The following is a 13497-nucleotide window of genomic DNA, read 5'->3' as shown; positions in this document are numbered from 1 at the left end:
TTGAATAAACAATTAGAATCTAACAAAGAACCGCGAATCAAAGTTATGCCGACAGATAAGTTTAAAACCACATTAGTGACTTTTAAATTTATGGCACCCTTAGATGAAGAGACTATGACGTCACGTTCTTTATTAAGTAAGCTTTTAGTAAGAGCAACTAAAAAATGGCCGACAGATAAAGCGTTCAATCGTAAATTATCTGAATTATACGGTGCTTATGTGAATAGTTTCGTAACAAAATTTAAAGACAAGCATGTCATTACACTTACATTAGAAATTGTTAATGAGAGATATCTTAAACATAAAGATCCATTGTTTGATGAAGGATTAGAATTGTTGAAAGAGATTATTTATAATCCGATTGTTGAAGATGGAAAGTTTAATAAAACTTTTGTCCAACAAGAGAAAACATTATTGAAGAAAAAGTTGGACTCTGTTAATGATAATAAATCACAATTGGCATTCTTGAAATTAATGGAGAATATGTTTGGTAATCAACCATACAGTTATTTAGCATCAGGATTAAGCGAAAACATATCGAAAGTAACACCTGAATCGTTATATCATACATATCAATCCATGCTTGAAAATGATGACTGTGCAGTTTATGTTGTTGGGAATGTTGATACAGATATTGTTACTGAAAAAATTAAGAATATGTTTAATATTCAACCGCTTACACAAGTTTCACATGTGATTCAAGCACAACATTCTGAGGATGAATTACCGCAAACAATTATTGAATACGATGAATTAGACCAAGCAAAATTAAATATCGGCTTTAGATTCCCTACATATTATGGCCGTCCTGATTACTATACGTTTGTAGTTTTTAATACTATGTTTGGCGGAGACCCGTCTTCTGTATTGTTTAATGAAGTGCGTGAGAAACAAAGTTTAACATATTCTATTCATTCACAAATAGATGGAAAAACGGCTATATGTTCGTGCTTAGCGGTGTAGCTGTTGAAAAATATGAATTAGCAAAAGAAACAATCATTGATGAATTTAAAAAATTCCAAAATGGTGAATTTACAGAAGAAAAATTGGAACTTGCTAAAAAAATCTTAATATCTCAACGTAATGAATCACAAGATCGCCCAAAAAGTATGGTTGAAATTGCACATAACCAAATTCTATTGCCTGAAGATTTAACAAATGGAAATTATGGCCAAAAGATTCATGAAGTGACTAAAGAGGATATTATTAATTTAACGCAACGTGCCATCCTGGATACGGTTTATGTATTGACGAAGGAGGATGAAGCAGAGTGAACAAACAATATTATGAGTTAATAGACGAAACTGTTTATGAAAGCCAAATGGATAATGGTTTAAAGCTATTTATTATTCCTAAAAAAGGTTTTCAAAAAACTTTTGTAACATATACTACGCAATTTGGTTCTCTCGACCATAAGTTTAAACCACTTGGGAATAATGAATTCGTAACTGTCCCTGATGGTGTAGCACACTTTTTAGAACATAAATTGTTCGAAAAGGAAGAAGGCGACTTATTCACTGAGTTTGCTGAGGATAATGCACAAGTTAATGCATTTACAAGTTTCGACCGAACAAGTTACTTATTCAGTGCAACTTCTAATGTTGAGAAAAATATTCTTCGTCTCATGAATATGGTAGAGACACCATATTTTACAGAAGCAACTGTTGAAAAAGAGAAGGGGATTATTGCTGAAGAAATTAAAATGTACCAAGAACAACCTGGATATAAATTAATGTTTAATACTTTACGTGCAATGTATTCAGAACACCCTGTACGAGTTGATATTGCAGGCAGCGTAGAAAGTATTTATAACATTACAAAAGACGATTTGTATTTGTGCTATAAAACTTTCTATCATCCATCTAATATGGTTATGTTTGTGGTTGGGGATGTGGATCCAGAAAAGATAAATAATCTAGTTAGTGAGCACGAAGCAAAACGCGAATTAAGCGATCAACCTGAAATTGTACGTGATCCACTTGTAGAACCTAATGAAGTACAGCAAGAAACAATCCTTGAGGAAATGAACATCCAAATTCCTCGTTTAATGTTAGGTTTCAAAAATATACCTCCTGAAGGCTCTAAAGAAATGTTTATGAAACGTGATTTAGAAATGACTTTCTTTTTTGAAATGGTTTTAGGAGAAGAAACGGATTTCTATCAAAAATTATTAAATGATGATTTGATTGACGATACATTTGGTTATCAATTTGTGATGGAACCTACATATAGTTTTTCTTTAATTACAAGTTCGACTCCAGATCCTTCTCAATTAAAACAATTACTTTTAGATGAATTAAAAAGTAAAGTCGGGAAGTTAGAAGATGAAGAAGCCTTTGAATTATTGAAAAAACAATTTATTGGTGAATTTATTTCAAGTCTCAACTCACCTGAATATATTGCAAATCAATATACAAAATTGTATTTCGAAGGTGTCAGCTTATTTTATATGCTTGATATTGTAGATAGTATTACTTTAGAAAGCATTAATGAAGCTTCACAAAAAAGCTTGAACTTTAACCAAATTACTGATAGCCGATTGGAGATTAAAAAGTAATGAAGGCGCTTGTTATCGGTGGTTCAGGCTCAATAGGTTCTGCTATTGTAGACCGATTGTTAGAAGATGGTTACGAAGTGATTATTCACTACAACCGTTCTGATTTAACTGCGTTAAAACAAAAATATGCACATCAAAAAGTTTCTTTTGTGCAATGTGATTTATCACAAAATACTTCAGGTATAATGCAGCATTTTGAGTTTATTCAAAATCTAGATTGTTTGATTTATGCAGCTGGGCAAAGTTTATATGGAATGGTACAAGATATGGATGATACGCTGGTAGACCAGTGTTACCGCATCAACGTTAAAAGTTTGATTCAACTCACTAGAGGGTTTATTAATCAATTGAGAAAAAGTAACAACGGCAGAATCATTGTTATCTCTTCAATTTGGGGAGAAACTGGTGCAAGCATGGAAGTTGTTTATTCAACGATGAAGGCAGCGCAAATCGGTTTTGTAAAAGCGCTTAGCCAAGAACTTTCACTGACAAATATTACAGTTAATGCTGTGGCACCTGGATTTGTGAGCGGAAATATGGCAGATGAATGGTCAGACATCGAGCGGGCAGAAATTATTAATGACCTGCCGCAGCAACGTATGGTTACGCCGGAAGAAGTCGCTTACACGTGTGCATATTTATATCATCCGATGGCGCAGAGTGTAACTGGAACGGTACAAAAAGTTAATGGCGGATGGTATATTTAGTTATTGATTTCTATATTCATATTTCATGAGATAATGCTATAATGTAGATATCTTTCACTCGTACATAGGACGTAAAGATGCATCATAATTGTTCTATTCGATGTTTGAACTAAGGGGCGTGGAAAAACATGATAGCACCAGAACGTAAAATTGAATGGTATTTAGAATATGAAATTACATTTAATAGAGCGGGCTTATTAGGAGATGTCTCAAGTCTTCTCGGAATGATGGGAATAAGCATTGTGACTATTAATGGTGTCGAACAAAACCGCAGAGGACTGCTGATCAGAGCCGAAAGTGTAGATAAAATGCGTCGTTTTGAGGATATTGTGAAGCAAATTGATGAAATATCAATTAAAAAACTTCGTAAACCTGAGCTTAGAGATCGTTTGGCTGTACGTCACGGTCGTTATATTAAACAAGACGCTGATGATAAAAAAACGTTTAGGTTCGAACGTGAAGATTTAGGATTGCTTGTTGATTTTATGGCTGAAATTTTTAAAGAAGATGGCCATAAATTGATTGGAATCAGAGGGATGCCGCGTGTAGGTAAAACTGAATCTATTGTAGCAGGCAGTGTTTGTGCACATAAACGTTGGTTATTTATCAGTTCAACATTGATTAAGCAAACAGTTAGAAATTCGCTGCTAAAAGGAGAATATGGGCCTGAACATGTCTATATTATCGATGGCGCAGTTACTGCTAGGGAACAAGATCCTAAACATCGTCAATTAGTAGATGAAGTGATGACTTTACCGGCTATTAAAGTAGTCGAACATCCAGATTTGTTTGTTGAATCTTGTGATTATCAACTCGATGATTTTGATTATATTATTGAATTGCGAGAAACTGATGATCAAGAGATTAAATATGAACATATGAAACAAAAAACAGTGAAAAGTAAAAACAATTTAGATTTTGGAGATACTTTTGATGAGTTTGGCGGAGGCTTTGGATTTTTCGAATAATGAATCAAGGAGTGTAAGCGGATGAGCAATACTATCGGACAGACTTTAAAAGGAAAAAGAGAACGTCTAGGGATGACTTTAAATGAATTAGAAAAACAGACTAACGTAAAACGAGAAACGCTAGTTTTGATTGAAAATAATGATTTTGAAGCTCTGAATAATCCGAATTACGCTGAAGGAATTATTATGAAATATGCGAAGGCTGTGAACACAGATTCATCTACATTAATTCATCATCATAGAGAAGAATTGCCTCAATCTGCTGAACGTCAATATGATAAATCAATTGAACAATTCAGCGGACCCAATCCACCTATGTATAAAACACAAAATAATGATTCGAGACAACTTGTCATTTGGTTATCAGGATTTATTATTTTAACAGCAGTATTATGGGTATTGGCAGTTCTCTTTTTATAATATGATAAGTTAGAAGTGAGGAGTAATATTATGAACCTGCCCAATCAGATTACAATCTTTAGGGTAATTTTAATACCGGTATTTATTTTATTTGCTTTAGTAAATTTCGGCTTTGGCAATATAAGTTTTATCGGCGGCTATGAAATACGTATTGAACAATTTATCAGCGGAATTATCTTCATCGTTGCTTCATTAAGTGACTTTGCTGATGGTTATTTAGCGCGTAAGTGGAATTTAGTTACTAATATGGGTAAATTCTTAGATCCGCTAGCAGATAAATTACTTGTTGCGAGTGCTTTAATTGTACTTGTACAATTAGATTTAACAAATTCAGTTGTAGCAATTATAATCATTGCACGTGAATTTGCAGTAACAGGTTTACGTTTATTACAAATTGAACAAGGATTCGTTAGTGCTGCTGGCCAACTTGGAAAAATTAAAACAGCAGTTACAATGGTTGCATTGGTATGGATTTTACTTGGTGAACCATTAGCAATGTGGATCGGTTTCCCATTAGGCCAAGTTTTATTATATATCGGCGTATTCTTTACAATCCTGTCTGGAATTGAATATTTCTATAAAGGCAGAGATGTTTTTAAACAACATCAATAAGAATCAAACATTTAGGATGTTATTAATACAGTCATTTTTCATTTTGACATTTTGCAGTGCAAATGAGTTCACAAATGACTGTGTTTGTGACATCCTTATTTTTGTGTAGATTAGGAAGAGAAACCATGTTGAAGATGGGGGAATAAATATGAAAATTTCAATTGTAGCAGTTGGTTCAGAATTATTATTAGGTCAAATACTGAATACAAACGCTAAATATTTAGCGCAATTGTTTAATGGTGTCGGCTTGAATGTTATGGAACAAGCGGTCATCGGTGATAATCCAGAACGTTTAGAACGTTTGTTAAGACAAACTTTAGAAGAAAATGACACTGTCATCATGACAGGGGGCTTAGGGCCTACAAAAGACGATTTAACAAAACACACAGTAGCTAAAGTTTTTGATAAAGAGCTTGTGACTGATAATGAAGCATTAGAATATATTGAAAATTATTTTAAAGAGCAACATCAAGAAATGAGTGAAAACAATAAACAACAAGCCTTAGTGATAGAAGGCGCAAAAGTGCTTCCTAATAAAGTAGGTATGGCTCCTGGTATGTTAGTGGAGGAAGATGGCAAACGTGTTGCCTTAATGCCCGGACCGCCTAAAGAAATGCAGCCTATGGCCGAAAATGAGCTGCTTCCTTATTTATTAGAAGGAGATAAACTTATTTTTTCTGAACAATTAAGATTTGCGGGTATCGGGGAATCAAGAGTAGAAACAGAATTAATGGATCTAATAGATAATCAGTCTAATCCAACTATTGCGCCATTAGCAGGTCCTCATGAAGTCTCTACGCGTTTAACAGCGAATGGCAGAAACCAAGAAGAATGCGAAAAACTGATTGCACCTGTTAAAGAAGAAATTCTTAAACGTATTGGCAAATATTATTATGGTTCTGATCATACTAAAATTGAACAAGCTGTTTTAGCTAAAATACCAGGTGATTTTGCGTTATACGATGGTGTAACCTCAGCTGAGATTTATTCACGACTTAAAGAGTATGATAAAGACAACCAATTAAAAGGTATGTTACTGGATAATGATAAATATGTAAGCAGTACTTTAACCCTTGAAGAACGTTTGAAACTTTCTGCAGCGTATGTAAGAGATTTTTATCAAACAGAAATTGGCATTTCATTATTGTATGATGGCGAAAAAGTGCATTTAGGTGTGCTGACAGAAAAAGGTTTCGAGAGTGAATCGTTTGTAATGACACAAAAAAGAAATTTAGTTAAACACAGAACGCCAAATTATGTCTACATCCGTCTTATTAATTTATTTTCTTGAGATAATAGCGGCTTAAAAATTCAAAAATAGGTACGGATGTTCGCTTAAACATGATTTTCAAATGAAAACAATCGAACAAACATTCGCAAATTACTTGTATTTTGTCATCAAACACTGTATAGTATTAATTAAGATAATTAAGAGACTAAATCTCGATTAGGAGGTCCAATATTGGATAATGAACGTCAAAAAGCGCTAGATACTGTCATTAAGAATATGGAGAAATCGTTTGGTAAAGGTGCAGTTATGAAATTAGGCGACAATAAAGCACGTCGCGTTTCAAGTATCTCAAGCGGTTCTGTAACATTAGATAACGCTTTAGGTGTCGGTGGATACCCTAAAGGAAGAATTGTAGAAATTTATGGTCCAGAAAGTTCTGGTAAAACTACTGTAGCTTTACATGCTATTGCTGAAGTACAAAAACAAGGCGGAGTTGCAGCATTTATCGATGCTGAACATGCATTAGACCCTGTTTATGCTGAAGCATTAGGTGTAGATATCGATAACTTATATTTATCTCAACCAGATCATGGTGAACAAGGTTTAGAAATTGCTGAAGCATTTGTTCGAAGCGGTGCTGTAGATATTATTGTTGTCGATTCAGTAGCAGCTTTAACACCTAAAGCTGAAATTGAAGGTGAAATGGGAGATACTCATGTTGGTTTACAAGCACGTTTAATGTCTCAAGCATTACGTAAACTTTCTGGGGCCATTTCTAAATCAAATTGTACTGCTGTTTTCATCAACCAAATCCGTGAAAAAGTCGGTGTTATGTTCGGTAACCCTGAAACAACTCCTGGAGGTAGAGCATTAAAATTCTACAGTTCAGTCCGTTTAGAAGTACGTCGTGCTGAGCAGTTGAAACAAGGTCAGGAAATTGTTGGTAACCGTACTAAAATTAAAGTTGTTAAAAACAAAGTAGCACCTCCGTTCAGAGTAGCTGAAGTTGATATCATGTATGGACAAGGTATTTCTAAAGAAGGCGAATTAATCGACTTAGGTGTTGAAAATGATATCGTTGACAAATCAGGTGCTTGGTATTCATATAATGGAGACAGAATGGGACAAGGTAAAGAAAACGTCAAAAATTATTTGAAAGAGCATCCTGAAATTAAACAAGATATCGATAATAAATTAAGACAAAAGCTAGGTATTTTCGATGGCGATGTTGAAGAAAAAGATGAAAAACAAGCTGAAGCAGAGAAAAATGAAAATACAAATTTATTTGATGAAGAATAGATAAATAGTCAAAAAGAGCCTGTTTTCTAATGTGCAGGCTCTTTTTTTACATAGTTTTAATCGTATTATTTTAAAACGAATTTTATAGATAAAAATATAACTATATATTTCTAAACACAATATTTTGAATTAAATAGTGAGCACCAATTATTAACCTTGACACTCCTTGTATTTAAAAAGTACAATTAGTATGTATGATTCTTATATAACTTCATATAATCATATTGAAACTGATATACAAATAAACAAAATCCTAGAAAAAGGAGGTGTTTGTGTGAATTTATTAACCCTCCTACTCATTTTGCTGGGGTGTATTCTAGGAGTTGTTGTAGGGTATATTGCAGCCCAAAAAGTTTTGCATGAGAAACAAGTTCAAGCAAAACAAACTGCAGATGATATTATAAATCAGGCGAACAAAGAAGCAGATAATCTCAAAAAAGAGAGATTACTTGAGGCTAAAGAAGAAAATCAACGTTTAAAAGAACAAACCGAAAATGAACTTCGTGAAATACGTGGTAATCTTCAAAAACAAGAGGCCCGACTCCTTCAAAAAGAAGATAACTTAGAGCGTAAGTCTGATCTATTAGATAAGAAAGATGAGATTTTAGAGCAAAAAGAATCGAAAATTGAAGAAAAACAACAACAAGTAGATGCAAAAGAGAGTAGTGTTCAATCAATAATAATGAAGCACGAACAAGAATTAGAACGCATCTCCGGTCTCACACGCGAAGAAGCAATCAACGAACAATTCCAGCGTGTTGAAGAAGAACTGTCACAAGATATTGCAGTACTTGTTAAAGAAAAGGAAAATGAAGCAAAAGAAAAAGTTGATAAATCAGCAAAAGAATTATTAGCTACAGCTGTTCAGCGCTTAGCAGCTGAACATACGTCAGAATCTACAGTATCGGTAGTAAACTTGCCTAATGATGAAATGAAAGGACGGATTATCGGTCGTGAAGGTCGAAATATTCGTACATTAGAAACATTAACAGGTATTGATTTAATTATTGACGATACACCAGAAGCTGTTATCTTATCTGGCTTTGATCCAATTCGACGAGAAATTGCACGTACAGCGTTAGTTAACTTAGTTTCAGACGGACGGATTCATCCAGGACGTATTGAAGATATGGTAGAAAAAGCGCGTAAAGAAGTAGATGATATTATCAGAGATGCCGGTGAACAGGCAACATTTGAAATCAATGTTCACAATATGCATCCAGATTTAGTTAAAATCTTAGGTCGCTTGAAATTTAGAACAAGTTATGGTCAGAATGTCTTGAAACACTCTATTGAAGTAGCACACTTAACAGGAATGTTAGCTGCTGAATTAGGTGAAGATGTGACATTGGCTAAAAGAGCTGGTTTATTACATGATGTTGGTAAAGCTATTGACCATGAAGTTGAGGGCAGTCATGTTGAAATCGGTGTTGAACTTGCTAAAAAATACCATGAGAGTGAAACAGTTATTAATGCAATCCACTCTCATCACGGTGATGTAGAACCAACATCAATTATCTCTATCTTGGTAGCAGCAGCAGATGCTTTATCTGCAGCACGTCCAGGTGCACGTAAAGAAACACTTGAAAACTATATTAGAAGATTAGAGCGTTTAGAAGCTTTATCTGAAAGTTACGATGGTGTTGAAAAAGCATTCGCAATTCAAGCTGGTAGAGAAATCAGAGTGATTGTATCACCTGATGAAATTGATGACTTGAAAGCACATCGTCTAGCGAGAGATATTAAAAAACAAATAGAAGATGAACTACAATATCCAGGACATATTAAAGTGACAGTTGTTCGTGAGACGAGAGCAATTGAATATGCAAAATAATTTTTGAAATCATAACCCTAGGCCAATGAGGTCTAGGGTTTTATTTGGCTCTCTGTCAAATAGAACTGTCTTTCAGATAGCTTAGGCATCGTAATACGGGTATTCTTTCATTTCGTTTTTTTTTATAATGAAGTGGTCGGTATTATTAAATTCGCAATTTTCACAGTGTTCAGGAACGTACGTCAATTTTTTAAAGTAAAATAGACATATTTTTACTTTATACTCTTTTTTTCAATCTTAGTGTCGAAATCTATATTTTTATCTTTAATTCTCAGTGTAGTTGATATAAAATGATTCATAGGCGCAACTTATCTCCTTTAATTTGGGTTTGGTCACTTTAAATTATAGAGATAATTGCGCTATTTTTATATCAAAAAAGCGGACGAGTGATTTTCTCACCAGTCCGATTTAGTATAGAACCAATAATTTTTGAAATCATAACCCTAGACCAAGAAGGTCTGGGGTTTTATTATTTCCAAATTTAGAAAAGTAAAAAGACGAGAAATAGTAAAAATCTCGCCTTTACATATAACTTAGTAGATGGAATTCAATATTAAAAATATAAGTGAGGATAAACAAAGTGATATAACTATGACAGCAATTAATGGTTTAAAAGCACGGTTCTTTAAATCTTTAAATGAGACATTTAATCCTAAAGCGACCATAGCCATCATCATAAAGAGATTAGTGATGAAATCGAGTACATACATAAGCGTTTGAGGTATAACAATGTACGTATGAATTATGGCCATAATTACAAATCCAATTAAAAAGTAAGGAATATCAATTTTTTGGCTTTCATATCTGTTCTTAGATCGGAATTTCATGATTATTATTAAAATAATGCTGACGGGTATCAGGAGGAATACACGACCTAGTTTGCCTAATAAAGCAATACTTAGTGCTTTATCTCTTGAAAAGTCTGCTGCAAGTACTACATGTGCAATTTCATGCAAACTAGTACCAGCCCAAGCACCGTATAACTGTGGTGTTAAGTGTAGAAAACTATCAATAACTGTATAACCAAGTGAAAAGATAGTCCCGATTAAAGCGATTATACCAATACTAATTGCTACGTCTTTTTCGCGTGATTTTAGAATTGAACTTGTTGCGGCTATCGCTGCAGCTCCACAAATGCCAGTGCCGATTCCTAGTAAAATACCTAGATTTTTATCTCCTTTAATCCACTTATTCAAAAAGTAAATGCCAGTTAAACTGAAAATTACTACTCCAATATCTACAAGAAGTAAAGTTCCACCTTTAGTTATAATTTCATTTATATTTAGTTTCAGACCATATAAGACTATAGCAAGTTTCAATAAACGTTTTGAGGAAAATTCAATACCAGTTCTGTATTTCTCTGGATAACCTTTAAAGTGTCGATATAATATAGCAATTAAAATAGCGATTGTTAGCGCACCGACTTTATCTAAAATGGGTACTTTAGATAAAGTTAAACTTATAATTGCAATGATGAGCGTAAAGACAATACCAAGGATGAAATATTTATTTTTTGAAGCAGTCATTACATCATCTCCTTTGATTTAAGATTAGCACCTTAACTTTATATCTTGAAATAAATAATTAGTATAATAGTTATAACAAATTTGTTATAATCTTCAGTAGGGTAGGGGAGGTAAATCAATAATGGATCCATTTAAAGTACTAATTGAAGTGGTAAAAGCACAAAGTTTCACGAAAGCTGCTGAAAATCTTTATACATCACAACCATCTGTTAGCAGAGATATTAAAAAATTGGAAGTTGAATATGATGTTAAAGTTTTTGAATTTAAACATTCTCGTATGACTTTAACTAGTGATGGAGAAAAGTTATTCCAGTACGCTTTAAAACAAAAGCACTTGGAAGAAACACTTAGAAGAGATCTAAAACAAGCATCGCGTACTGTATCCGGAGAACTAACGATAGGCAGTAGTTATACATATGGTGAATACCGTTTGGCTCAAAAACTTGCTGATTTGGCTTACCAATACCCTCATTTGCATATACACGTCCATTTAGATAATTCTGAACATGTTATCGAAAATATAAAGCGTAATATAATTGATATTGGAATTATAGAAAAAGAAATACAGGTTAATATGATAGATAGTAAAAGAATCGAAAAGGATGAGATGGTACTTATTCGTAAAAAAGAAAGTCAATTTAACATGGATACATGTTTTGTACGTGAAAAAGGTTCTGGCACACGTATTTATCAAGAAGAAGGATTAGCACAGTTTGAACTCCATCCATTTTTAGTTGAGATAAATAACACAACTTTAATTAAGAATATGGTTCATGATGGTTACGGTTTTTCTATAGTTTCAAAAAAAACATTAACACCTTTTGATAAAGAAAAACTAGAGATTATACCTTTAAACATTGAACGATATTTTTATCTTTTAACACATACAAATAAATATATTGATCAGAATTTAGAGATATTAATTAATAAATTTATAGAGGAATAGGCAATAAAAATAGGACATACCGCTTAGGCATGTCCTATGATTGCTTTATCTTTTTTAATTAATTATTTGCTTAGTAATAAATCTGTGTTTTTAACTTCTCTTAAAACTTCGCACGTATCGAAAGCATTAGATGATAGATTAGCATATCTTTCAGCTAAACGATAAGCGTTAATATAAAGTTCTAAAGAGTCTTTTGCGATGTCTTCTGGGTCCTCACTTTTTGAAGGATTTGATTGAAGTACAAGTTCTGCAAACTTTTCGGGATCAATGTTAATTGACATTTAGTTATTACATCTCCTATAAATTTGATAGACAAATCATAACATAGAAACAATTTTCAAAAAAGTATCGCGATAAGCGATAATTGACGTATTTTTGAACAATCTCGCTATGTCTTGTCTTAATGATTCTTTACCCCCTCTCCATAAAATTAAATATATTTTTGGGAAAAGTTAATGTAAGAGTGGAATCTTGCTTATTATAGACTTTTCAATATTGACCTTTTCTATTAAACTAACTAATAAGAGAGGATGAGTGCACTTTGAGAATATTATTTATCGGTGATATTGTCGGTAAAGTAGGTAGAGAGGCGATTTCAACTTATTTACCGAAACTTAAACAGCAATATCGTCCCACAGTTACAATCGTGAATGCAGAAAATGCTGCACACGGAAAAGGGATTACTGAAAAAATTTATAAAGAATTATTAAGAGAAGGCGTTGATTTTATGACCATGGGTAATCACACTTATGGACAACGTCAAATTTATGAATTTATCGATGAAGCAAAACGCATGGTACGACCAGCTAATTTTCCTGATGTGGCACCTGGTATCGGAATGCGTTTTATACAAATAAACGAAGATAAACTAGCAGTTATCAATCTTCAAGGACGTGCATTTATGCAAGACATAGATGATCCTTTTAAAAAAGCAGACCAATTAATAGAAGAAGCACAAAAAGAAACACCATATATTTTTGTAGACTTTCATGCTGAAACGACATCGGAGAAAAATGCGATGGGATGGTATTTAGATGGTCGTGCAAGTGCTGTTGTTGGAACACATACACACATTCAGACTTCAGATAATCGCATTCTTCCAAACGGTACAGGTTACATTACAGATGTAGGCATGACAGGATTTTATGATGGTATTTTAGGAATTAACAGAGACGAAGTCATTTATCGATTTATTTCAAGCCTTCCTCAAAGACATGTTGTTCCTGATGAAGGCCGAGAAGTTTTATCTGGTGTTGTGATTGATTTAAACAAAGATGGTCAAACTAAAAATATTGAACGAATTTTAATTAATGAAGATCATCCATTCGACATGTTAAAATAAGTATCGTCCATTAGTATGAATTTAAAGTAAAACCACTGTGAATATAGTAAAACAG

12 protein-coding genes and 1 pseudogene are annotated in these 13497 nt (G+C 33.3%); 11 read left to right on the top strand and 2 right to left on the bottom strand.

Going from position 1 to position 13497, the window contains the following annotated elements; genetic code table 11:
• The first annotated feature begins 45 nt into the window (after positions 1–45).
• From yfmF to rny, 9 genes and pseudogenes are all read left to right on the top strand, one after another.
• Positions 46–1274: pseudogene (gene yfmF, locus A4G25_RS02845) on the top strand (EF-P 5-aminopentanol modification-associated protein YfmF).
• Complete coding sequence (gene yfmH, locus A4G25_RS02840) at positions 1271–2557, top strand: EF-P 5-aminopentanol modification-associated protein YfmH (protein ID WP_047131220.1); 1287 nt, start codon at positions 1271–1273, stop codon at positions 2555–2557. The pseudogene yfmF and the gene yfmH overlap by 4 nt, the downstream one beginning before the upstream one ends.
• Positions 2557–3264, top strand: coding sequence for an elongation factor P 5-aminopentanone reductase (ymfI, locus tag A4G25_RS02835; RefSeq protein WP_047131219.1), 708 nt, complete (start codon positions 2557–2559; stop codon positions 3262–3264). Before yfmH ends, ymfI begins: the two co-directional genes overlap by 1 nt.
• A gap of 128 nt (positions 3265–3392) precedes the next feature.
• Complete coding sequence (locus A4G25_RS02830) at positions 3393–4232, top strand: DUF3388 domain-containing protein (RefSeq protein ID WP_047131218.1); 840 nt, start codon at positions 3393–3395, stop codon at positions 4230–4232.
• A 21-nt stretch (positions 4233–4253) separates the two neighbouring features.
• On the top strand, positions 4254–4652 hold the full coding sequence (locus tag A4G25_RS02825; RefSeq protein WP_047131217.1) for a helix-turn-helix domain-containing protein: 399 nt from the start codon (positions 4254–4256) through the stop codon (positions 4650–4652).
• 30 nt (positions 4653–4682) lie between these two features.
• The gene (gene pgsA / locus A4G25_RS02820; RefSeq protein WP_047131216.1) at positions 4683–5264 is read left to right on the top strand and encodes a CDP-diacylglycerol--glycerol-3-phosphate 3-phosphatidyltransferase; all 582 of its coding nucleotides are present in this window, start codon (positions 4683–4685) and stop codon (positions 5262–5264) included.
• Positions 5265–5412: 148 nt separating this feature from the next.
• Positions 5413–6555: a CinA family nicotinamide mononucleotide deamidase-related protein gene (locus tag A4G25_RS02815; protein ID WP_047131215.1), complete on the top strand. Its 1143-nt coding sequence runs from the start codon at positions 5413–5415 to the stop codon at positions 6553–6555.
• 171 nt (positions 6556–6726) lie between these two features.
• The gene (gene recA / locus A4G25_RS02810) at positions 6727–7794 is read left to right on the top strand and encodes a recombinase RecA (RefSeq protein ID WP_047131214.1); all 1068 of its coding nucleotides are present in this window, start codon (positions 6727–6729) and stop codon (positions 7792–7794) included.
• Between the two features lie 274 nt (positions 7795–8068).
• A complete protein-coding gene (rny, locus tag A4G25_RS02805) occupies positions 8069–9628 on the top strand; it encodes a ribonuclease Y (RefSeq protein ID WP_047131213.1) in 1560 nt (519 codons plus the stop codon).
• A gap of 533 nt (positions 9629–10161) precedes the next feature.
• Here rny and A4G25_RS02800 read toward each other — a convergent pair.
• A complete protein-coding gene (locus tag A4G25_RS02800) occupies positions 10162–11154 on the bottom strand; it encodes a YeiH family protein (protein ID WP_047131212.1) in 993 nt (330 codons plus the stop codon).
• A 121-nt stretch (positions 11155–11275) separates the two neighbouring features.
• On the opposite strand from A4G25_RS02800, the gene A4G25_RS02795 reads away from it, so the two are divergent.
• Positions 11276–12100, top strand: a complete 825-nt coding sequence (locus tag A4G25_RS02795) for a LysR family transcriptional regulator (protein ID WP_047131211.1) — start codon at positions 11276–11278, stop codon at positions 12098–12100.
• A 62-nt stretch (positions 12101–12162) separates the two neighbouring features.
• On the opposite strand, the gene A4G25_RS02790 is transcribed toward A4G25_RS02795, so the two are convergent.
• Positions 12163–12381: a hypothetical protein gene (locus A4G25_RS02790; RefSeq protein WP_047131210.1), complete on the bottom strand. Its 219-nt coding sequence runs from the start codon at positions 12379–12381 to the stop codon at positions 12163–12165.
• Positions 12382–12641: 260 nt separating this feature from the next.
• Here A4G25_RS02790 and A4G25_RS02785 point away from each other — a divergent pair, with 260 nt between their 5' ends.
• Positions 12642–13442: a TIGR00282 family metallophosphoesterase gene (locus A4G25_RS02785; protein WP_047131209.1), complete on the top strand. Its 801-nt coding sequence runs from the start codon at positions 12642–12644 to the stop codon at positions 13440–13442.
• Positions 13443–13497 lie beyond the last annotated feature (55 nt).

Origin of the sequence: Staphylococcus condimenti, assembly GCF_001618885.1 — a bacterium.
Classification (GTDB): domain Bacteria; phylum Bacillota; class Bacilli; order Staphylococcales; family Staphylococcaceae; genus Staphylococcus; species Staphylococcus condimenti.
The sequence above is the reverse complement of the archived record's forward strand: the minus strand, read 5'-3'. Positions and strand labels throughout refer to the sequence as shown.